The organism is Sinorhizobium sp. P24N7 (genome assembly GCF_042436655.1).
Taxonomy (GTDB): domain Bacteria; phylum Pseudomonadota; class Alphaproteobacteria; order Rhizobiales; family Rhizobiaceae; genus Sinorhizobium; species Sinorhizobium meliloti_A.
Map to the genome: position 1 here is coordinate 365,610 of NZ_JBHMIW010000003.1, position 22,242 is coordinate 387,851.

The window sequence follows — 22,242 nt, forward strand, 5'->3', positions numbered from 1 at the left end:
GTGTTCCTTAGGAGACGGTGTTGAATGCCTGCTCTCCGACCAAGCGGCGTCTGAGCCAAGCAGAGAACTGGTCGACGGCAAAGATCGTCATGAAGAGCAGAAGGACGATAGCGAGTGTCTTTGCCTCGTGGCCTTGGCCGATTGATAGACGCAGCAGCTCGCCAATCCCTCCACCGCCGACGGCACCGATGATGGTCGAGGCGCGGACGTTGATTTCCAGGCGCAGCAGGAAGTAGCTCATAAAATTGGGCATCACTTGGGGCACGAAGCCGAACCAGACGCGCTCGATCCAATTCGCTCCCGCCGCCCGGAGGCCTTCCTCCGGCTTCGGATCAGCGTTTTCGACGACCTCGAAGAACATCTTGCCCAGTGCGCCGATCGTGTGCACCGAAACGGCAATGATGGCCGGTACGGCTCCGAGCGAAAGGATTGCCAGGAAGAAGCCCGCGATGACCACTTCGGGAAAGGCGCGGAGGACCTCCATGAAGCGGCGCACGGGCCAGCGGACCCAGCGGTTTGGCATCACATTCTTGGCGGCGAGGAAGCTCAGCACGAAACCGAATCCCAGTCCGATCATCGTGGACAAGATCGCGATGTTGATCGTCTCCAGCATCTTGTGGAAGTACTCAGGAAGGTAGAGACTCTCAGTCAGGTAGAGGCGGCCTTCAGGGTAGTTGTATTTAAAACTGCCGTCGTCGTAGGGGGAAGGCAGGTCAAACATCGCCCGCACAATCTCCATCCCGTCTCGTGGCACCAGGTCTTCGATGAAATCGAAGAAGTAGGGCAGGCGGTCGAAGAACTTGCCGGCGTTCGTCTCGTTGGCGAACCAGAGCGAGCTGGACAGCGCCAAGGCAAGCAGGGCGAACCCGATGGCCGTATATAGTCGGCGCCGGGAGTTGAGTTCTTGCCAATGGCGCTCCACGAGCTTTCCGCTCTCGCCGAGAGAAACATTGCCGATCGAAGACGCCATGGGAGCTCCGGAATTGGAGAAGGGTTGCAGGACACGCATCAGCCGGGGCGGTGACCGCTCCCGGCTGACGTAACTTTGGAATTTTGGATCAGCCGCCGATCGTCGCCTTGCGGGCTTCGATAATCGGCTTGTAGAAGTCCGCGTTCACTTCGGTGTAGCCGGTGAAGTCACCGCCCTGGATGGCCGAGAAGCAAGCGGCGTCGGTCTTCGGCAGGTTCATCATGAACTGCTTGAACTTCGCCTTCACTTCGTCGCTGAGCGAGTTGCGCACGACGACCGGACCGTTCGGGATCAACGGAGAGCGCCACAGCTCCACGAGGTCATCCATGTCAAGGATACCTTTATCGACCATCTTGCGGAGGTTGCCGGAGGTATAGCCGTCCTTGAACTCACCGACACCCGACCCCCAGGTCGTACCGGCGGCAAACGTTCCCTTGACAACTTCGAGGACAAGATTTTCATGGCCACCGCCGAACCCGGTCTCGCTGAAATATTCCTTAACCGGCCCGCCGATCGATTCCGGCAACGTGACGAGCGGAACGAGGTAACCGGAAGCCGAATCCGGATCGGCAAAGCCGAGCTTCTTACCCTTCATGTCCTCGAGCTTGGTCATTCCCGAATCCTTGCGGGCGACCATGATCGAGTAGTATCCGGTCGAGCCGTCGGTCTGAACCGTCGTCAGGATCGGTTCGACGGCATCGGCCTTGGCAAGATAGACCTTCGCGTATGCGGAAGCGCCGAGTTCGGCGTAGTCGAGGGTGCCGCCGAGCAGGCCCTGCACGACGCCATCGTAGTCGGCAGCCGGGAAGAAAGACACCTTCTCGACGCCGATCGCAGCCGGCAGCGTTTCACTGAGGCACTGGAAGTTGCGCAGGCGGTCCGCTTCGTTCTCACCACCGAGGATGCCTACCCGGAACTCTTTAAGATCTTCGGCTTGGGCATTGCCGACGAGGGCGAGAAGGGCGACAGCGCCCAGAAGAGCTTTCTTCAGCATAAGGTTCTCCCGTTTGTCCGGCTGACGCCGGGCGATATTCAGTTTCAGCAATTGCCCTTCACGCGGGCGTACGATCCTGGCGGGCATCAGACGCGGGCCAGTGCCAGTGTCTTCTGACTGGCGGATTCCTGTGCGGTGTCGCGACCACTGGCACGAGCCCCATCGATACTCGTCGATGTCATTGTCTCGTCGATATCCGTGCCGTTGGATGCCGATCCGTAAATCATGCGGACGGCCGCACTTGTAAGTTGATCCGGAGCGCCGTCGAAAACGACCTCGCCTGCGGCCATGCCGATGATACGCTCACAGTAGTTCCGGGCGGTATCGAGCGTATGAAGGTTCGTAATGACGGTGATCCCGTCGCGCTTATTGATGTCGCGGAGCGCATCCATGACGATCTTGGCGTTCAACGGATCGAGCGAGGCAATAGGTTCGTCGGCAAGAATCATCTTCGGCTGCTGCATCAGGGCACGCGCTATCGCCACCCGCTGCTGCTGGCCGCCGGAGAGGGTACCGGCCATCTGAAGCGCGGTCTGTTCGATGCCAAGACGCTCGAGCGCGGCGATCGCCATGATGCGTTCTTCACGGGTGAACATGTTCAGGATGCTCAACGCAGTGGCCCGGTGGTTCAGCCGGCCAAGCAATACGTTCGTAAGCACGTCAAGTCGCGGTACCAGATTGAACTGCTGGAAGATCATGGCGCAGTCACGCTGCCAACGGCGGAGTTCGCTGCCTCGTAGCGACGAGACCTGCAAGTTCCCAAAATGGATCGCCCCGTCGGACGGGTCGACCAATCGGTTGATCATCCTTAGGAGAGTGGACTTGCCGGCTCCTGACCGCCCGATGACGCCGACCATCTGTCCCGAAGGAATATTGACATCGACGGAGTTCACCGCTGAATGCTTGCCGAAGCGGCGTGTAACGGAAGTCAGTTTGAGCATGTGGCGTCCCCAGCTTGTCTGATGAGGAAGGCCTAATAGTCGCCGCACATGACGGCCGCGTGTCAGATATGTGTAGCTTTGGTAAATTTGTTCGCCGCCGCACTCTCCGGAACAAAGGAAAATCGGACAAGATCGTAGCCCGGTGGTAAGCAGATGAACTTGCTCAACGCGCGCTCCCGACGACCGCATCCTGCCGGGCACTATCTCTTATTAGGGCCCATATGCGCCTTGCACCGCGCAACCGCTCCATTTGCCGGGCCCGCGTTTCCCGCCTGGTCTTCTCCGTGAAACAATTCTGTCACAAAACTGTTATCTCGAAGGGCTAAAGGGGGGGCCGACGCCGAAGCGTCAATCCGAATTCCAGGGAGATGATCCATGAAGAAATATCTAGGAAGCTGCGCGCTCGTCGCAATCATGCTGGGCACTGCTGGCGTCGCTGTTGCCCGCGATCAGGTCAAGGTCGTCGGCTCCTCGACGGTATTCCCCTATTCGCAGGCTGTGGCTGAAGAATTCGCAAACAAGTCGGGCAAGACCGCACCCGTCGTAGAGTCCACTGGTACCGGCGGCGGCTTCAAGGCCTTCTGCGGCGGTGTTGGTGAAGATTTCGCCGACGTCACCGGCGCATCGCGCGCAATCAAGGAATCCGAGGTGAAGCTCTGCGCCGACAACGGCGTCAATGACATCACCGAAGCGATGATCGGCTATGACGGCCTGTCGATCGCCGTTTCACGCGCCAACGAAACAGACTGGAATCTCACCGAAGAGCAGATCTTCAAGGCGCTCGCCGCCGAGCTCCCGGACGGCAAGGGTGGCTTCGTTGCCAACCCGAACAAGAAGTGGTCGGACATCGACGCTTCGCTTCCGGACACCAACATCGTTGCGTTCGGCCCGCCGCCGACCTCCGGTACGCGTGACGCCTTCGTCGAGCTCGTCATGCACGACGGCTGCAAGGATCTGCCGGGCATGGCTGATCTGAAGAAGGCCGACGAGGACAAGTGGACCGAAGTCTGCTCGCGCATGCGCCAGGATGGCCCGTTCGTCGAAGCCGGCGAAAATGACAACCTGATTGTTCAGCGTCTCGAATCCGACCCGAACTCGGTTGGCATCTTCGGTTATTCGTTCCTTTACGAAAACTCCGACAAGCTCAAGGACGTTAAGATCAACGGTGTTGAGGTTACCTTCGACACGATCGCCGACGGCTCCTATCCGGTCGCTCGTCCGCTCTTCGTCTACGTCAAGAACGCACACCGCCACGTTATCCCCGGCATGAAAGAGTTTCTGGAAGAGTTCGTCTCCGACGCAGCTCTCGGTCCGGACGGCTATCTCGCCGAACGTGGCCTGACGCCGCTCGCCGATGACAAGCGCATGGAAGTCCAGAAGGCTGTGTCCGAAGCGAAGAAGCTCGGTTCGTAACTTCAGGCATTGGGGCTGGCTACCGCCTATGGTAGGCAGCCCCTTCTTTGGTTCTGGGGGCCATGATGTCCGGATATTTGTTAGCAGCTTTGGCGCTCGCGGCGCTTGTGATGACTTTTGTCGGCTCGGCGCGTGCGCGAGCGACACAAAACGGAGCTTCTGAAAAAACGCACTCACGACCGATTTATCACGGTCTGAATGCCGCGATCTGGACCGGTGTTCCGGCCTTCATATTCCTTCTCCTTTGGCTGGCTGGCCAGAACAGCGTCATCAACCAACTCGTTATCGCCAGCTTTCCCGGCTCTGAGACCCTCGATGCGACCGCCCGCTCACTTGTGATGAGCGAAGTACGGCAAGTCGCGGCAGGAAACGTCTTCAAGGAGCCGACGCCCGAAATCCAGGCGGCCGTCGCGCACTTAAAATCGCTGCAGCAGATCTCGAGCGTCGCCATGGTCGCTGTAATTTCGGCCTCGATGGCGATTGGGGCGTTCTTCGGATTCAGGGTCATTGGGAACCGCTTCCGTGCGCGCCACAGCGTCGAGCGTTCCGTTACCTATTTCATGATGTTTTCGTCGCTGGTAGCAATCCTGACGACGCTGGGCATCATAGCTTCCCTCGTTTTCGAAGCGCTCCAGTTCTTCGCAAAGGTGCCGCTGACTGAGTTTCTGTTCGGAACGCGTTGGGAACCTCAGATCGCGATGCGCGCCGACCAAGTTGCGGGACAAGGCGCGTTCGGGGTCATCCCCGTGTTGTTCGGCACATTCGTCATCGCATTGATTTCGATGATCGTGGCGGTCCCGACGGGCATTCTCTCGGCAATCTATCTTACAGAGTACTCGGACAGGCGCTTCCGCGCCGTCATCAAGCCGCTGCTTGAAATCCTCGCCGGCGTTCCGACTGTGGTTTACGGGTTCTTCGCGGTGCTGACGGTTGCCCCCGCGGTCCGAAGTCTCGGCCTCAGCCTTGGAATCGAGTCATCGCCGAACAGCGCGCTCGCCGCCGGAGCGGTAATGGGCGTGATGATCATCCCATTTATCTCCTCGCTTTCCGACGACGCCCTGGCGGCCGTGCCGAGGGCCATGCGTGAGGGTTCGTTCGCTCTTGGCGCTACCAAGGGCGAAACCATCCGGAAGGTGCTGCTTCCAGCGGCGCTGCCCGGCATTGTCGGTGGCGTCCTGCTCGCGCTCAGCCGGGCGGTGGGCGAAACGATGATCGTTGTCATGGCGGCAGGCCTGATCGCGAAAATGACCCTCAACCCGTTCGATGCGGTAACCACGGTAACCGTGCAGATCGTCACGCTTCTCATCGGCGACTCCGAATTCGACAACCCGAAGACGTTGGCTGCGTTCGCGCTGGGTCTCATTCTCTTCATCGTGACCCTGATCTTGAACCTCATCGCGCTGCACACCGTGCGGAAGTACAGGGAGAAATATTGATGTCCAGCGCCGCATTTACAGAGGTCATGCCGAAAACAGGCGTCGACTGGCATTCCGACGAGATGAAAGCACGCCGCAAAGCGCGCTACGCGGCCGACAGGCGGCTGCAGATCTACGGTATCGTCGCGATTACCTTCGCATTGGGCTTCCTGGCGATCCTGGTTGGTTCGCTCACCTTCACCGGGCACAAGGCGTTCACTCAGACCGTCGCTACTATCGAAATCGACCTGTCACAGGCTGAAGTCGATCCAGCCAACATCGGTGAAGCCGATTGGCGCGGTATTGTCCGCGGGGCACTCCGCAAGCAGATGCCAGGGCTCTCGCGCAGCGACGAACGCAAGTTCTTTGAATTGTTCACCTCGTCCGGCCAGTTCCTGGTCCGTGACGCCGTGGTCGCCGATCCGAGCCGTCTGAACGGAGTAAGTCGCTTCACGATACCAATGGCCGACCCGGTCGATCAGCTTGCGAAGGGTGAAATCAGCAGGGACGTGCCCGAAGGGCAGCGTCGGATCAACGACAAGCAGATCGGCATGTACGACCAGCTTGTCGCAAACGGGATCATCTCGACGCCGTTCAACTGGGGCCTTTTCTTTAACGCCGATAGTCGATTTCCTGAGCTGGCAGGCTTGGCCGGGGCAATCTCCGGGTCCTTTTGGTCGCTGCTCGTCTGCTTCGCGATCAGCTTCCCGATCGGCATCGCGGCTGCCATCTATCTCGAGGAGTTCGCTCCGAAGAACAAGTTCACCGACCTCATCGAGGTCAACATCAACAATCTCGCGGCTGTGCCGTCCGTGGTTTTCGGTCTGCTCGGCCTGGCGGTATTCCTCGGCTGGCTCGGCCTGCCGCGTTCCGCCCCGCTGGTCGGTGGCCTCGTCTTGGCCCTGATGACTTTGCCGACCCTCATCATCGTCACCCGTGTGTCCTTGAAATCCGTGCCATCATCCATCCGCGAAGCGGCGCTCGGGATCGGTGCTTCGAAGCACGAGGCGATCTTCCACCACATCCTGCCTCTCGCGATGCCGACCGTCATGACGGGAAGCATCATCTCGCTGGCGAGGGCGCTGGGTGAGACGGCTCCTCTGCTGCTGATAGGCATGAACGCCTTCATCACCAGCCCGCCCGACGGTGTCTTCGCCGCCTCGACCGCATTGCCGACGCAGATCTACATCTGGGCCGACAGCCCGGAGCGGGGCTTCGTGTCCCGAACCTCCGCTGCAATTCTGGTTCTCTTGGCATTCCTCGTGCTCATGAACGGAATTGCGATATTTCTCAGACAGCGCTTCGAGCGCCGCTGGTAGGGAGAATCCCAGATGAACATTATGTCCGAAGCAGCAGTTGAAAAGGCGCTGGATCAGAAAATGAACGACGCAAATTTCAAGATGATCGGGAAGGACGTGTCCGTCTACTACGGCGAGAAGCGCGCGCTCTTCGACGTGAACCTCAATGTCCGGAAAAACACTGTTACGGCGTTGATCGGCCCCTCGGGCTGCGGCAAATCGACGTTCCTGCGCACCCTGAACCGTATGAACGACACGATCGAGGGCTGTCGCGTAACGGGAACGATCACGCTCGATCAGTCGGACATCTACGACCCGTCAGTCGACGTTGTCGAGCTGCGCGCCCGTGTCGGCATGGTCTTCCAGAAACCCAATCCGTTCCCGAAGTCGATCTACGAGAATGTTGGCTACGGACCGCGCATCCACGGACTCGCGAAGAACAAGAGCGACATGGATGAAATTGTAGAGAATAGCTTGCACAAAGCGGGTCTCTGGAACGAAGTCAAGGATCGGCTGCATGAGCCGGGCACCGGCCTTTCCGGCGGCCAGCAGCAGCGCCTTTGCATCGCCCGCGCCGTCGCGGTCAGCCCGGAGGTGATCCTCATGGACGAGCCGTGCTCGGCGCTCGATCCGATCGCGACGGCTAAGGTCGAAGAGCTCATCCACGAGCTGCGCGCCAATTTCACCATCGTTATCGTGACGCACTCGATGCAGCAGGCGGCGCGCGTTTCGCAGCGTACCGCGATGTTCCACCTCGGCAATCTCGTCGAGGAGAACGACACAGACAAGATGTTCACCAATCCGGATGATCAGCGGACGCAGGACTACATCATGGGTCGCTTCGGCTGACCAACCAACATCCGCCAGACCAGCGCTCGAGGAACCGAAAATGTCTCACGCACACATAATGACGGCCTTCGACGAAGAGCTGAAATACCTCACGCGCCGAATCTCGGAGATGGGCGGCCTTGCCGAGCAGATGGTCGCGGAATCGGTCCGTGCCCTCGTGAACTCCGATCTCGCGCTGGCACAGAAGGTAATTTCGGACGACGTCATTCTCGACGACGCAGAGCGCCAGATTGGCGAAAAGGCGATCGTCACCATCGCCAAGCGTCAGCCCATGGCCTCGGATCTTCGCGAGATCATGGGATCGATCCGTATTGCCGCGGACCTGGAGCGCGTCGGCGACCTCGGCAAGAACAACGCTAAACGGGTCATCGCTGTTGCCGGATCGGGTATCCCGCGCAAACTCGCCCGCGGTCTCGAACACTTGGCTGAACTTGCTTTGGTACAGCTCAAGGAAGTGCTCGATGTCTACGCTTCCCGCTCCGCGGAAAAGGCCAACAGCATCCGCGAGCGCGACGAGGAAATCGACGCGATCTACACCTCGCTGTTTCGCGAACTGCTGACCTACATGATGGAAGACCCGCGCAACATCACGCCCTGCACGCATCTTCTTTTCTGCGCCAAAAACATCGAACGCATCGGCGATCATGCGACCAACATCGCCGAGACGATCTACTACATGACGACCGGGTCCCAGCCTGAGGGCGAGCGCCCGAAGGACGACACGACCACTTCTTTCGGCGCGGGAGAATAGCGCCTGCGGATCGACATACGATCAAATCACGACGGAGTTTTGGCTGAATGTTACCCAGAATCGCTGTTGTTGAGGACGAGGAGGCGCTCAGCGTTCTCCTGCGCTACAACCTCGAAGCCGAAGGGTTCGAAGTCGACACCATCCTACGCGGCGACGAGGCGGAGCTGCGGCTGCAGGAGCGCTTACCAGACCTGCTGATTCTCGACTGGATGCTTCCAGGGGTGTCAGGAATCGAGCTCTGCAGAAGGTTGCGCCAGAAGGCGGAGACGGAGCGCCTGCCGATTATAATGCTGACGGCGCGAGGCGAGGAGAGCGAACGGGTGCGCGGATTGGCGACGGGAGCCGACGACTATGTCGTAAAGCCTTTTTCGACCCCGGAGCTGATGGCCCGCGTCAAAGCGATGCTGCGGCGGGCGAAACCCGAAGTGCTATCTTCGGTTCTCAAAACAGGGGACATTGAACTTGACCGCGAGACGCATCGTGTCCATCGCCGCAGCCGGGAAGTCCGGCTCGGGCCGACGGAGTTCCGCCTTCTTGAGTTCTTCATGGTGTCTCCGGGACGGGTCTTTTCCCGGGCGCAGCTCTTGGATGGTGTGTGGGGGCACGACATCTATGTGGACGAACGCACGGTCGACGTTCACGTCGGGCGGCTGCGGAAAGCATTAAATTTCTCTACTATGCCGGATGTTATTCGGACAGTACGCGGGGCGGGGTATTCGCTGGAAACTCAGTAAGGGAGTGAAAACTGCATGGGAGCGCGAATTCTTGTCGTCGAGGATGACGAGCCGCTGCGTTTGACGCTCGAGCATAATCTCCGCAAGGAGGGATTTACGGTTGACGGGCTAGCCCGCGGTAACGAAGCGGAAGCCCGGATAGGCACAAGCGTTCCCGACGCTCTTGTCCTCGAGTGGTCTCTGCCTGGTATATCTGGAATAGACCTCTGCAGGCGGCTCCGAACTCGTGTCGAGACCCTGAAGTTGCCGATAGTGCTCCTGACTGATGTCGCGGACGAGGATGAACGCATCGCCGGCCTTTCGGCCGGCGCGGACGACTGCCTCGTAAAACCATTCTCTATCACAGAGTTCGTGGTACGCGTGAAGAACCTGTTGCGCCGTACCAACCCCGCCTTGCTTGACCACATGATCAAGGTCGGCGACCTCACGCTGGACCGCGCCGCACGGCGGGTCCACCGACAGAGGCGCGAAATAAAGCTTGGCCCAACGGAATACAAGCTGCTCGAGTTCCTGATGAGTTCGCCCGGAAAGGTTTATTCGCGCTCTGAACTCAGAGCGTCCGTCTGGGGCGATGATGCGACCGTGGACGAGCGCGCGGTGGATGTCCATATCGGCCGGCTGAGAAAAGGCATCGGACTGGGCAAGGCCGACACCGTCATTCGTACGATTCGGGGTGCTGGCTACGCGCTGAACGACTACTAGCGTTGGCACCATCGCGCTGGTGGGTTGTGGCATGCACGTGTCGGGCAATACCAAATTGACCGTACCCGCAGGTCCCGACGTTGATTCTAAACCTGCCTATCTCGGTGTGGAGGTTTGGAGGCAGCATTACACGCGAGAGCTGGGTATTTGGCTATTTGCTTAGAACGACAGCGGTGAAAGGCGATGGCTTTCTGGAGAGGAAGGCGATCGCCGAAAAGAGGGCGACAGCCAAGACACCCGCCGCCATGCCTAGAGAGATCGCCTTGCTGATACCCCGTGCTTGCATCATGAAGGCGAAAGCAAAAGGTGCCATCGCAGAAGAGAACTGTCGAGCCGCGCTCACCCAGCCCAGGCGCGCGCCGTAGCCTGAGCGGCCGAATAGTTCTAGCGGAAGCGTACCTCCAACGATACTCGCGAGACCGGATCCGAGGCCGAACAGGACAGCGAACATCACAACCCCCGGCAGCCAAGGACTCGTCATGAGCAGAACCGAGAGGCCTGCCGTCAGCAACCCAGCGGAGATCACCGCTAACGTCGTCTGAGACAGTCGCCCTCCGAACAGCATGTTCAACAGCCGGCTAGCAACCTGAGACGGACCGAAAAGAGTGGAGGTCATGAGCCCAGCGGTGCCTAACCCTAAGGCGGTCACCATTGGAACCATATGCGTGAGGATGGAAGCGAGCACCAGGCCCTCGATTGCGAACGCGACCAGCATCAGTATGAACAAGCCATTCTGAGCTGGGCGTAAAGATGCACCCGCATCGCCGGCCTGCTGGTGAGGAGAGGGAGGCGCCTCAATTTGTCGCGGCAGCCGCCCTACCCAGAAATGTATCGGCAGGCAGACCAGCACGTTCAGGGCGGCGAATACAAGATAGATCAGATCGTAGGCCAGTCAAACTGACTGCTCAGCGTCCCCGTGAGGGGCCAGAACAGTGTCGAAGCAAACCCTGCGATCAACGTCAGATGGGTGATGCTGCGCTGGGCGTCACGGCCCCCGATCTGGACAATAGCTGCGAAGGCCGTGCCGTAAAGCACAAAGGCGGACGCCAATTCCATCACGACCAGCGAAATGCCAAATGCGATTGCATTCGGCGAGTATGCGGCGGCCATTAGAGCGATCCCGGCGGCTATTGAACCCGGAACCATGACCCTGCCTGCACCGAAGCGGTCGGCCCATGCGCCGGCCTTTGGAGCGATCAGGCCGCCGAACAGCAGCGACAGTGACAAGAGCCCGAACAGCCAGTCCAGCGGGACGGAAAAGTCCCGCGCCATTGCTGGCGCGAGAATGCTGAAGGAATAATACAGGGTGCCGTAGCCGATGATCTGGGTCAAACCGAGTGCCCAGATCAAACCTGCGGGCGCGGTCTTTTCGGTCATGCTACGGGTTCCGCCTCTTGAGGCTTGCTCGCCGTGCCGCAGCCGCAACCTGATTTGCCTTCGGCCTTTGCCGCCGAGTCAGCGGCACAGCAAGCGTCGACCTCGACGGCAGCGGGCCCGCCGCAGCAACCTGCCGATGGTGCCGCCTCGAGCTGAGGCAGAGTCGCGCTGCAGACGCCGGTCTCGGGAAGCACGAGTTGGACCTGGCGCGCAGCGGCATGGTCGCCCGCCAGCTCAGCGACGACGGAGCGCACCTGCTCATAGCCTGTGGCCATGAGGAATGTCGGCGCGCGGCCATATGACTTCGAGCCGACGATAAAGAAGTCGCGTTCGGGGTGGGCAAGCTCGTCGACGCCATGCGGGGGTACCGTGCCGCATGAATGCAAGTTCGGGTCGATCATCGGGGCGAGCCGGCGCGGCGATTCCACCGCCACATCCAGATCGATGCGCAACTCACTTAGCATATGGAGATCCGGGCGGAATCCTGTGGCGACGACGATGCGCTGCATCTGCAACGACTGGCGCTGACCGTTCACCATCGCCTCAATGTCGAGCGTTTCTCCCTTCGGGGCGATGGATTCGACAGAGAATGGTGCCAGCAATCGCAAGCGGCCGCCTTGAATTGCCTCCTTGGCGGCGGCCCCGAGCGCACCGCGGGCAGGCAGTTGGTCGTTCAGTCCACCTCCAAGCAGCTTGTCGATCTTGTTGCGCCGCAGTCCCCACGTAACGGAGGTTTTGGGATGTTCCCTCTGGAGATCAAGCAGCGCGAGCGCCGCATTTATGGCCGAGTGGCCGCTACCGACCACCAGAACGCTGCTGCCAGCGTAGGCCTCGCGTGCCCGTCCGAGCACGTCCGGAATGCCGTAGCTTATCCGCTCACTCGCCGAGGTTTCCCCTGGCACCCGCGACCCATCAACGCCGATTGGGTTCGGTCGGAGCCACGTTCCGGAAGCGTCGAGCACCGCCCGCGCCGTCAGGCGCCGCTCCGCGCCTGACTCGTCCCGGTATCGGACGGTGAACGGTGCGCGGTTACGCCCGTCATTGGCGACCTTGTCGAGGCCCAGGCGACTGATGGAATATACAGTCGCGTTGTACTTGATCTGCCGCGCCACCAGGTGAGCGAGCGGAACCAGATATTGCTGGACGATTTCCGATCCGGTTGGAAGCGCGTCCAGGTCGACCGGGTTCCAGCCGCTTTCTTCGAGAAGTTCCAACGCCGCTTTGTCGAGGATGTATCGCCATGGCGAAAACACGCGAACATGACCCCATTCGACGAGCGAGGAGCCCGGACCGCTTCCACGCTCGAACACGACGGGCTGCAGCCCGCGTTGGAGGAGATGGGCGGCCGCAGCAAGCCCGACTGGTCCTGCGCCAATGACCGCGACCGGAAGCTCAGTATAGTGGTACATCCTTTACTCCTTCCATTGTTCTGGTTTCATCGAAATATTGAGTCAAAAAAAGGGATCAGGCTTCCACCGTCACCCTGCGCTCTTCGCATGCGCCATCGGCGCAGCACTCGTCGGCAAGATAGCCCACGAGCGACGTCATTGCTTTATAGTTGGCCCGGCAGATCAGGGTCGTTTTGTTCCGTTCCTGAGTCACAAGTCCGGCATCAATCAGCTTGCGGCAGTGGTGCGAAAGCGTGCTGGCCGGAATGTTCAGCTTCTGCTGGAGGCCGCCGACGGGAAGGCCGTCGACGCCCGCCCGAACAAGCGCGCGGTACAGGCGCAACCGTGTCGGATTGCCCAAGGATTCGAGTTGAGATGCGGCTACTTCGAGTTTCATGGAAATAACCGTACCCAAAGGTGTGCCGAGCCGTCAACTAATATTTCTAGAAAGGCCGAAATAAAAAATGCAGTTGCATGGACTTCCACCGCGGGACATCTCTTCTACTGAGCCCTAAAGCGGGCTCCATCAGAACGTGTCGAGCCAGCGCCAGTGCTTCCGTGTGCTTGCCCGCTCACCCGCAAGCATTTAGTGGTTCATACCTCAGCCGCATGCCTGCGCGCACATCGCTTGCTTCCGAAGGGAGGACAGCAATTCCGTCAGCTTGCGCCAGAGGTGAGAGGCTGCCGGACGATCCTCGACCAAGTAGCCTCAGAAGTGGCATTCCTTCATCATCGCGCCCTGCGATCGCTACCGGCACGAACTCTGTTCGGCCTTGTCGTTTGCGATAGTCGAAGCCGGAAGTAGCCGGAAACCACACGGGATCAGTGGGACCGAAGCCACCCGTAACCCGTATCGCGGGGAATGCAATCTGCCGCAAAGCTATGGCCGCCGCCATCGGATTGCCCGGAAGCCCTATGAACAATGCCGGCCCCAGACGGCCGATCGTCGCTGGCTTTCCTGGTCGCATGGCCACGTTTATTACACTCAGAGATGCGCCGTGGGCCGCAAGTGCCGACCGCACGAAATCTGCTGCTCCATGGGACATGCCTCCGGTGGAGATCACGACGTCATTATCTCGCGAGAGGTCGAACAAGGCGCCACTGACATCATCAAATCGATCAGTGACGTTTCCTGCATCGGTGAGACAGATCCATGGCAGATTGAGCATTGACCGCACAAGAAATCTGTTCGAATCGTAGATCTGCCCTTCGCCGAGTCGCTCGCCCGGCTGCCTGAGCTCGGCTCCGGTGGTGACGATAGCGACGCGAACACGGCGCAGAACGTCGACCTTGGCCATTCCCAGTGCCGCCAGCATCGCGGCCACGTGGGGAGTGATCAGACTGCCGCGCGCAGCCGCGATCGCACCTGACCCAATGTCCTCACCGGCTTTGCGCACGTTTTCCCCGCTCCTGGGTCGATGTGCGATCACGACGACATTGTTCGAACGCAGACACCTTTCGTTGATCACGACTGCGTCGCAACCAGGAGGGATGGGTGCTCCTGTGTTGATCGCGACGGCGTCGCCCGGACCGACCTCCAAGCCGGCCACGCTGTTTCCGGCTGCGACGCTGTCCGCTACAGAGAGCGTCCATGGTCCGTGCCCATCAAAACCGGCAGATTGCACGGCGTAGCCGTCCATTGCGGAATGATCAAATCGCGGCAGATCGAAGCCTGCCACTGCTGGTGTTCCAAGGACTCGCCCGGAGGCAGTAAGAAGATCCAAACGCTCGACATCAGCCACAGGAAGCGCCACGCTGCTGGCCGCGAGCACGGCCTCCTCCACGGAAAGATGCCGCTTTGGCTGGCCGCCACTCCCACAATCCGCGATTGTTTCGTCCTGGTCTCGCCTCCCCACGTTTGCTTTCATTTTAGCCTCCCGAGTGGACCGAGCTGCCGCATCAGGCGCGCGCCGCTCATGTTCAGTTATTCTGCCGCAAACGTCTTGAGATAGGCGATAATATCGGCGACTTCCTCAGGCTTCTTCAGTCCGGGAAAGGCCATCTTGGTGCCTTTGATGTAGGCCTTCGGATTAGTGAGATATTCCGCCAGGTGCGTCTCGTCCCAGCTCCAGCCGTCCTCCGCCTTCGCCTTGAAGGCAGTGGAGTAGTTGAAGCCTTCTACGGCGGCGGCCTTACGCCCGACGATGCCGTTCAGTTCCGGCCCAACCTTGTTCTTGGCTCCGGGTCCCACCGCGTGGCAGGCGCCACATTTTTTGAATATGGCCGCACCAGCGTTGGCGTCTCCGTCAGCCAGCGCAGGGGAGGCGATCAAAAAGCAAAGTGATGCTACTGCGAGAAGTTTCCGCATTTTGGTTTCCGTTTTTGCATTGAGAGGGGAGGGCGACGGGGTCACCCTCCCGCGGTATATCAAGCCGGCTTGTATTCCTGCGACTTGAACGAGAGGTGGGCGACGTTGCGTGGTGCGTCCGCAATCTTGCGGATGTCGCCCCAGGTCTGCTTATAGTTTGGAATGATCAGTTCGTTCGTCCCGGCATTGACGACGTTACCCTGCACGCCCGTTGGATAGCCGAAGAGCATGAAGGTCTCGCCACGACGGGCTGTCGGCGTCGGATAGACCATCGCCTGGGTCGCGCCGCTGTCGTTGAACACCTCGACCAGATCGCCTTCCTTGAGACCCCCGTCAGCCATGTCCTGCGGGTTCATCTGGATGAACGGATAAGGCCAGCGGTCCATGACGAAGTCGTTCTCTTGGTCGAGATAGGCCGATTGCCAGACGTGGTTGGCTCGACCATTGTTGATCAGGTACTTGTACTTGTCCTTCTGCTCCTGCTTGCCCGGAGCCTGCAGCCCGCGCCACTGCGAGGTCATGAACTTGGCCTTACCCTCCGGCGTGTTGAACTTCCCATCTGCGTATAGCCGCTTAGTGCCGATGATACGTTCCGTTCCCGCGTCAGGTACCGGAGCGGCCGCGGCGTTCGGTTCAGCCTGCTGAACGGGTTCCTTCCCCCGCGCGCCTTCCACGGCCTGACCTTGCACGATCATTCCCGGCTGAGCGCCGGTTGTGGTCTCGCCCCGCGAGCTCCCTTCGGCGATGGGGCCGCCCTCAATGCCCGTGGCGGGCTCCTGAAAACCGTTGTTGCCCATTGCACGAAGCCGGGCGTATGTGACGTACTCTCCGCCTTTCTCGTGCTGGTGGTATCCGTCCATAAAGGCGTCTTCCTCGGTCTTCCAGTCGAAGCCTTTGAACTTGTCAGCATAGGCAGCGTCGCCCATCTCGCGCAGGACGCGCTCCATGTGGTTGGCGAGCCTCGCCGCGATAAGGCAGTCCGGCATCGCCTGGCCCGGCGGATCCATGTAGCGCTCGGTGAGGCGCATCCTCCGCTCGCCGTTCATCGACGTCAGGTTCATCTCGCCCGAGGTCGCGGCGGGCAGGACGACATGGCAAGCCTGGCCGATCTTCGTCGGGATGATGTCGACGTTCACCGCAAAGAGACCGCCTTGGTTGATCGCATCCACGATCGCTTTCACCATTGCGTCCCGGTCGCCATAGGGCGCTGCGCTCATCGCGTCCTTCACGATGTCCGTCCGCTTCTTGTAGACCCGCTTGAACTCGTGTGCGTTCAGGGTCGTCTTGTAGTGGTCGCACCCCCAGATGTGGTGAACGCCGCCCTGTCCACCGATCAGCAACTGGTCCACATAGGCGGCCGGCTTGCCAACGTGGGCGTCAGAGGGGCGCGAGTAGCCTTCCTGGTGCCCGCCAAGGCGCACGCAGCCGCCGCCCGGCCGCCCGATATTTCCGGTGGCGAGCGCTATATTCACTAACGCGGCGTTGGTGCGGTAGTTGTCGTTGCCCCAGATCAGCCCTTTCTCGTACGGAAGCATGGTCCGACGGCGCTTGCCGTCCGCTTTTGGTTGGGCGATCCACTGAGCCGCCTTTTCAATGTCCGCCATCGGCACGCCACAGATCTTCGAAGCCTCCTCGAGCGTCATCTTGTTGCCTTTGACGGCTTCATCGAATCCTGTCGTGCTTGCCTCGATGAACGCCTTGTCCGTCCAGCCCTTCTCGACGATGTGCGTGAAGATCGCGTTGAAGAGGGCGAGATCGGTGCCCGAATTGATAGCCAGGTGAAGGACATTGTCTGCACCCGCTTCGGCCTCGCAGGCGTTGATGCTGACGGTCCGCCGCGGATCGACAAAGACGATTCTGACAGGAGGATGTTCTTCGCCCGGCAACTGCTCGTTCTTCTTGTCGGCCGTTGTGCCGCGCATGTTCGGCACCCAGTGATTCAGGAAATAGTTCGTCTGGGTCTCAAGCGGGTTGGCACCGACGCAGAAGATCGTGTCGGCGAGTTCCGCATCCTCGTAGCAGTTGTTGAGTTCGCCGACACCCATGTCACGGGTGGCGTGGACCTCGGAATTATAGGCGGGGCGGTTGTGGATGCGGATGTTCTTGATCTTCATCGCCTCGAAGTAGAGCTTGCCCGTACCCCAGGTGTTTTCGTAGCCGCCGCCCGCGCCGCCGTGGTCATACGCCGAGACGTAGAGCGCGTCCTCGCCTTTCTCCTTTATGATTGTCGCAGTCACCCGGGCGACAAGATCGAGGGCATCCTCCCAGCTTGTCGGCTGCATCTGGCCATAACGCCAGACCAGCGGATCGGTCAGCCGCTGCTGCTGGGTGTTTCGCGCCTCCGAGTAGCTCATCTCGGCCATGCGCGCACCTCGGATCGAACCCAATCCGGAATTCACGGAGCACTCGTGATCAGGTTTAATGACGATGTGCACGTCCTGACCGTTCTGCTTTACGATGTTGTACATGGACGGCGCGTACCAGGCGACAGTCTCCGCTTCCTGCTGCTTTGAGAGGTCGACGCCAAAGACGTTTTTGTCAGCCTCCGTACCACCCTGCTTGTTCACGGGCCAGCTATAGGCGTGATAGCCGCAGCCGACGATGCAGAAATGGCAGGTGACGTTGTGCTGCTTTGCGCCTGCGGGAATGATCGGCAGACGGTCGATGTTGCGTTTGTAGGCCATCGTCTTTCTCCCTCAGAGCACGTTTGAAAGGCGGCCGAAGATCAATTCGTCCACGCCCTCGGCGAAGATGTCGCCGTTCGCGGCAATGCGGAGCGTGTACTGCGGCAAGTTCTGTGTGGCCTGTCCCCAGACTTGCTGGCCACCTTTCTCTGGGTCGAACACGGAATAGTGTCCCGGACAGTTCAGGGTCTTGCTGTCGGTCGAGTAGGTGAGGGGGAAACCCTTATGCGGACAGATCGTCGAGAAGCCGACGATGTCCCCGTCGGGACCGGCCCCGCCTTCGACCTTAGTGCCGAGCTTCAGAAGAACTCCCGGCGCGTCTTCGTCCGGATAGGTGACGTCCAGCGGCTCGTTCACTTTGAGCTCGGAGACATTCGCTAGGCGGTTCGAAGGATATTCGACCCTGGCCGCAGGCGTGGCGGCCTTCGCTTGGGGCGCGGCTCCGGCCGCAGCTACAGTGGCACTGGCGGCCACCAAAGCGCTGCCGCGCAGAAACTGGCGGCGGCCGAGATCGACCATGTTTCGACAGCGTGACATTCAAGCCTCCCTACTTCGGATGTTGTCATCCTTCGCTCAGCAAATGCCGTGCCACCCGGCCTGAACACTTTAACTCGGGCCATTTCACGAGAATTGGGCGCCGCAAGGTGGAAGGGTCGTCCGGAAATCCGAACGGGCGCCACGCGCGATGTTCAGTTTTCCGAACGTGCGATCCCTTCGATGCCGAAACGCGTCATCTTTTCCCAGAGCGTCGTCCGCGAGACACCGAGTTGGCGCGCGGCCTGCGATATCTGCCCGTTTGTGGCGCTCAAGGCTCGCACGATCTGTCTGCGCTCCGCCGCATCCCTGGCCTCTGACAAGGTTTCAACGGGTGCGCTCGCGAATGCGACGCGCTTATCGGGGAAGAGGTCGATGGGCATCAACAGCGTGTTCTCAGATAGTGCCGCGGCGCGTTCCAAACGGTTGCGCAGTTCGCGGGCATTCCCTGGCCATGGATGTTCGAGCATCGCATTCTCGGCAAGGGCGCTGATGCCACGCACAGAGGTTTCGCGCACTTCGGTGATTTCATCCAGGAAACGTTGGGCCAACCACAGAATGTCCTCCGGCCGCTCTCTCAGGGGCAGCAGCGTGATCGGCAATGCGGAAAGCCGGAAATAGAGGTCCTGCCGGAACCTCGAGCCGCGATCACCCTCGATCTCCTGATGTGTGGCGCAGACGACGCGTGCCTTGAACGGGATTGGTTTCTCACTCCCCAGACGGTGGAAGTGACCGTCTTCCATAAGCCGCAGCAACTTTGCTTGCAGGGAAAGCGGCATGTCGCCGATCTCGTCCAAGAACAGGATTCCGTCACCGGCCCGCTCCGCGTAGCCTCGGTGGAGTTGGTGGGCTCCGGTGAATGCACCTTTCTCGTGGCCGAACAGTTCGCTTTCCAGGAGCTCCGCCGGAATTGCTGCGCAGTTCACTGCCATGAACGGCGACGCAGCCCGTGACGAGACCTGATGGAGGTAACGGGCGCATATTTCCTTTCCGGTTCCGGTCTCGCCCTGGATAAGGACCGGCAACGTATGCGCAGCGAAACGCCGCAAGATCATCTCGGCGTTGCGCATGGCTGGGGAAATGCCGAGTTCCGCGTCCAAGGAGCTGGCAGGCACTGACCTCAGGCTTGACGAGATACGGTCGAGAAGGGCGGCCATCTCGAAAGGCTTGGTGATGAAGTCCACCGCTCCGCTGCGCATGAGGCGCACTGCTTGGTCAATGTCCCCATAGCCCGACATAAACAGAAACGGCGTGGAACTTTCGCAGCAGCTCTGCCGGAAGACCTCTTCCCCGTTCATATCCGGTAGGCGGATGTCGCAGATCACCAGATCGAAATCGCCGAACTGGGTCGACAATTCGCGTAGCGCCTGCTCGCCGCGCGTCCACCACTGTACCTTGTGCCCTTCAAGAGTGAGACGCTGTACAAGGGATTCGCCCATGATCGGGTCGTCTTCGAGTAGTCCGATGCGTCCTGCGTCACGCTGCATGGTTCACCTCTAATGCATCTTTCAGCGGCAGGTGCAGTTCCACGAGTGCACCCGCACCTTCGCTCTTTCCAACTCGAATCCATCCACCGGCTTCGTCGACCATCTTCCTGACCATCCACAACCCTAATCCGTTGCCGAGGCGGCTTGCCGGGCCGGGGTCCGGCGCCACCAACATCTCAATTGCATGGCTACTCAAACCAGGCCCGCTGTCGCCGACGGCCAGCACCAATGCGCACGATTCGAAATCACAACGAGATTGAACGCTCACTTTGCCGCCGTCGCCGGCGGCGGCACTCGCGTTCAGAACTAGGTTGAGAAGCGCCTGTCGCACCGCAACGCCCGAAAGCTTTGCGAGAGATGGCGTCTCCGGACATCGGTCCCAGGTGAGCGACTGCTGTCTTCGAGCGATTTCAGGTCCTACGAGCAGCCGTACGTCATCAAGGTCCTGCAGCGTGAGCGGCCGACCAGTCCGGTCCGCGCGATAAGTCGCAAGTGCCGCCCGCACGACATCCCGAATACCAGTTAGTCCACGTTCAAGAAGGGACAGGCTGGTCTCCCTGACGGTTTCGTCGGCCCCGTGACGCTTGAGCGTGTCGATGCAGTTGAACAGACCGCCAAGTGGATTGTTGATCTCGTGCGCCATGCTTGAAGCGAGACGGCCAAGGCTGGCGAGTTTCTCCTCTTCCGCGAGTTTCAGAGTAAGCGCGCTGCGCTCTCTCTCGGCTTCGACCAGCGCATTGAAGCCGTGAAACAGCTCGGCGAATTCGCCTTCGCGTCGCGGGAATTCCTCAAGTGCAATCGGTCGAGGAGTGGCGCTCGCTCCCGATCTCATGTGATCGGCCAGAGTCTTCACGGGCTGGACCATCCGCCGCGCCAGTAGATAGCCCACAGTCGCGAACGCTATAGCGAGTGCGGCATTCGTCGCCAGCAGTGTGTTCAGGACTTCACGCCGTTCGGCAATCAGGTGGGAGATGTCGAAGGAGGCGTGGATCGCGCCGACCGAACTGCCTTGGTAGAGGAGGTCGCGTCTGCCGAAGCCAGTTCGCTTGTCCCAGTCGATCTGCATTCCCTCGCTCGGTGTAGCGCGGTCCGCATACTCGGCGGGCAACTCCGCGAGCGGCGCAACCGATTTCGGATGGCTCGAGGCCAGTACCCGACCATCGCGTCCGGTGACGATCGTCTCCAGCGGTGACAGCGCGCCATATGTGGAGGGCGTCCGGTCGAGAATATCGAATGTCTCCCAGATGTCACCACGCAACACTGGCGGTATGAGGGCTGTCGAAAGACCGTCGAGGTAGGTGCCGACGACGGCGGCCATATGCTGTTTCTGGGTTTCGTAGAGTCTGCTGAGGACCCGTTCCGAAATGATGGCGCTGATGAAGAGCATGAGCACCGCGACCAAAGCCGGAACCCGGAACGTGAGGGGTATTCGCCGGCAGTAGGCGATGAGCTTCACCCCAGCCTCCTTACGAGGTCAATGTTTGCTGCAATACCATCAAAGGCGGAAGATGGCGCATTGACGAAGCCGTCGAGCTGCAGCCTACCCAGGAGAGATTGCCCTACCGGATGTGATCCCATGCGCAGGAAGGCGGAGCGCAGCAATTCGAAGGCGGGCGCCCCTTTAAGCTTGGCGGGCGCAGCTATAGGCGGAAAACCATACCATTCCGATTTGACGAGTACCTTCGTCTGGGAGACGAGGTTCGGCTCGATGCCCTTCATCACCTCCCACACGTAACCATCGACGCTACCTGAGTTCGCCAGACCGGAGGCGACGGCGCGGATCACGTTTCGGTGCCCGTATGTGAAGAATGTTTTCCGGAAAAATGTTTCCTCGCTCGACCGCCGTCGGGCGAGGTAGGCCTTCGTGACCAGGTAGCCAGAGTTGGAATCCGGGTCCGAGAAGGCGTGGATGTCACCCCTGCAATCTTCCAATGAACTCGCACCACGGTCCGCTGCGACGATGAGATAGGACTGGTAGAGCGGGCGTCCGCGCCAGGAGGGTGTCGCCACCAGCGTTAGCTCATCTTGGAACTTGCGATAAGGATATCCGCAGATCCAAGCGGCCTCAAGGTTGCCTGCAACGAGCAGGGCGGTGACTTCCTGGTAAGTCCTCTGAGTAATGAGCTGGATCTCATGACCGGTAGAGTTGTTGAGATATCTCTTCAGCTCGTCGAGAACCTCAAGGTCATTGGATAGAAAAACGGGCGTCAGTCCGAAGCGCAGAACTCTCTTTTCCGAGGAATTTGCGGCGGCCACCGCCGGCATGGCGGCAAGGGAGAGCGCGCCGGCGATGAAGCATCGTCTACCAAACCCGGCTCGACCATCCAGCGGATTTTGGGGATCCCCCTCGATACCCTTCATTCGGCTCCTCCCGCCGGCTTTCGCGGGGCGGTGACG

At 60.1% G+C, this 22,242-nt stretch carries 21 protein-coding genes; 7 read left to right on the forward strand and 14 right to left on the reverse strand.

The genetic code is table 11. The features are described 5' to 3' along the window. Positions 1-7 precede the first annotated feature (7 nt). The 3 genes from phnE to phnC form a co-directional block, all read right to left on the reverse strand. Positions 8-970, reverse strand: coding sequence for a phosphonate ABC transporter, permease protein PhnE (gene phnE, locus ACFHWW_RS06905; RefSeq protein ID WP_379937770.1), 963 nt, complete (start codon positions 968-970; stop codon positions 8-10). Between the two features lie 88 nt (positions 971-1,058). Then, entirely contained in the window at positions 1,059-1,964 is a 906-nt protein-coding gene (gene phnD, locus ACFHWW_RS06910) for a phosphonate ABC transporter substrate-binding protein (protein ID WP_379937771.1), read from the reverse strand. An 86-nt stretch (positions 1,965-2,050) separates the two neighbouring features. Next, positions 2,051-2,905, reverse strand: coding sequence for a phosphonate ABC transporter ATP-binding protein (phnC, locus tag ACFHWW_RS06915; RefSeq protein ID WP_379937772.1), 855 nt, complete (start codon positions 2,903-2,905; stop codon positions 2,051-2,053). A 375-nt stretch (positions 2,906-3,280) separates the two neighbouring features. Between phnC and ACFHWW_RS06920 the strand changes: the two genes are divergently transcribed. The 7 genes from ACFHWW_RS06920 (at position 3,281) to ACFHWW_RS06950 (ending at position 10,067) form a co-directional block, all read left to right on the forward strand. Then, positions 3,281-4,318 carry a PstS family phosphate ABC transporter substrate-binding protein gene (locus ACFHWW_RS06920; RefSeq protein ID WP_379937773.1) on the forward strand — a complete coding sequence of 346 codons (1,038 nt, stop codon included), beginning with the start codon at positions 3,281-3,283 and terminating at the stop codon, positions 4,316-4,318. A 65-nt stretch (positions 4,319-4,383) separates the two neighbouring features. After that, positions 4,384-5,754: a phosphate ABC transporter permease subunit PstC gene (gene pstC, locus ACFHWW_RS06925; RefSeq protein WP_379937774.1), complete on the forward strand. Its 1,371-nt coding sequence runs from the start codon at positions 4,384-4,386 to the stop codon at positions 5,752-5,754. Next, positions 5,754-7,052, forward strand: coding sequence for a phosphate ABC transporter permease PstA (gene pstA / locus ACFHWW_RS06930; RefSeq protein ID WP_379937775.1), 1,299 nt, complete (start codon positions 5,754-5,756; stop codon positions 7,050-7,052). Before pstC ends, pstA begins: the two co-directional genes overlap by 1 nt. 12 nt (positions 7,053-7,064) lie before the next feature. Next, positions 7,065-7,880: a phosphate ABC transporter ATP-binding protein PstB gene (gene pstB, locus ACFHWW_RS06935; RefSeq protein WP_379937776.1), complete on the forward strand. Its 816-nt coding sequence runs from the start codon at positions 7,065-7,067 to the stop codon at positions 7,878-7,880. A 40-nt stretch (positions 7,881-7,920) separates the two neighbouring features. After that, entirely contained in the window at positions 7,921-8,631 is a 711-nt protein-coding gene (gene phoU, locus ACFHWW_RS06940) for a phosphate signaling complex protein PhoU (protein WP_127518948.1), read from the forward strand. Between the two features lie 47 nt (positions 8,632-8,678). Then, positions 8,679-9,365 carry a phosphate regulon transcriptional regulator PhoB gene (gene phoB / locus ACFHWW_RS06945; RefSeq protein ID WP_127518947.1) on the forward strand — a complete coding sequence of 229 codons (687 nt, stop codon included), beginning with the start codon at positions 8,679-8,681 and terminating at the stop codon, positions 9,363-9,365. 15 nt (positions 9,366-9,380) lie between these two features. Then, positions 9,381-10,067, forward strand: a complete 687-nt coding sequence (locus tag ACFHWW_RS06950; protein WP_379937777.1) for a winged helix-turn-helix domain-containing protein — start codon at positions 9,381-9,383, stop codon at positions 10,065-10,067. Between the two features lie 151 nt (positions 10,068-10,218). Here ACFHWW_RS06950 and ACFHWW_RS06955 read toward each other — a convergent pair whose 3' ends face one another. The 11 genes from ACFHWW_RS06955 to ACFHWW_RS07005 form a co-directional block, all read right to left on the reverse strand. Further along, complete coding sequence (locus ACFHWW_RS06955) at positions 10,219-10,794, reverse strand: hypothetical protein (RefSeq protein WP_379937778.1); 576 nt, start codon at positions 10,792-10,794, stop codon at positions 10,219-10,221. A 149-nt stretch (positions 10,795-10,943) separates the two neighbouring features. After that, positions 10,944-11,444, reverse strand: a complete 501-nt coding sequence (locus ACFHWW_RS06960; RefSeq protein WP_379937779.1) for a hypothetical protein — start codon at positions 11,442-11,444, stop codon at positions 10,944-10,946. After that, positions 11,441-12,853: an FAD-dependent oxidoreductase gene (locus ACFHWW_RS06965; protein ID WP_379937780.1), complete on the reverse strand. Its 1,413-nt coding sequence runs from the start codon at positions 12,851-12,853 to the stop codon at positions 11,441-11,443. The genes ACFHWW_RS06960 and ACFHWW_RS06965 overlap by 4 nt, the downstream gene beginning before the upstream one ends. 55 nt (positions 12,854-12,908) lie before the next feature. Then, entirely contained in the window at positions 12,909-13,229 is a 321-nt protein-coding gene (locus tag ACFHWW_RS06970) for an ArsR/SmtB family transcription factor (RefSeq protein ID WP_379937887.1), read from the reverse strand. 175 nt (positions 13,230-13,404) lie between these two features. Continuing rightward, positions 13,405-14,700, reverse strand: coding sequence for a gephyrin-like molybdotransferase Glp (gene glp, locus ACFHWW_RS06975; protein ID WP_379937781.1), 1,296 nt, complete (start codon positions 14,698-14,700; stop codon positions 13,405-13,407). Positions 14,701-14,756: 56 nt separating this feature from the next. After that, positions 14,757-15,140, reverse strand: a complete 384-nt coding sequence (locus ACFHWW_RS06980) for a c-type cytochrome (protein ID WP_379937783.1) — start codon at positions 15,138-15,140, stop codon at positions 14,757-14,759. Between the two features lie 59 nt (positions 15,141-15,199). Then, the gene (locus tag ACFHWW_RS06985) at positions 15,200-17,824 is read right to left on the reverse strand and encodes an arsenate reductase (azurin) large subunit (protein WP_379937784.1); all 2,625 of its coding nucleotides are present in this window, start codon (positions 17,822-17,824) and stop codon (positions 15,200-15,202) included. A 12-nt stretch (positions 17,825-17,836) separates the two neighbouring features. Then, entirely contained in the window at positions 17,837-18,361 is a 525-nt protein-coding gene (locus ACFHWW_RS06990; RefSeq protein WP_379937785.1) for an arsenate reductase (azurin) small subunit, read from the reverse strand. A gap of 152 nt (positions 18,362-18,513) precedes the next feature. After that, complete coding sequence (aioR, locus tag ACFHWW_RS06995) at positions 18,514-19,845, reverse strand: arsenic response regulator transcription factor AioR (protein ID WP_379937786.1); 1,332 nt, start codon at positions 19,843-19,845, stop codon at positions 18,514-18,516. Continuing rightward, positions 19,835-21,301, reverse strand: coding sequence for a sensor histidine kinase (locus ACFHWW_RS07000; RefSeq protein WP_379937787.1), 1,467 nt, complete (start codon positions 21,299-21,301; stop codon positions 19,835-19,837). The genes aioR and ACFHWW_RS07000 overlap by 11 nt, the downstream gene beginning before the upstream one ends. Beyond that, complete coding sequence (locus ACFHWW_RS07005; RefSeq protein WP_379937788.1) at positions 21,298-22,206, reverse strand: PhnD/SsuA/transferrin family substrate-binding protein; 909 nt, start codon at positions 22,204-22,206, stop codon at positions 21,298-21,300. Before ACFHWW_RS07005 ends, ACFHWW_RS07000 begins: the two co-directional genes overlap by 4 nt. Positions 22,207-22,242 lie beyond the last annotated feature (36 nt).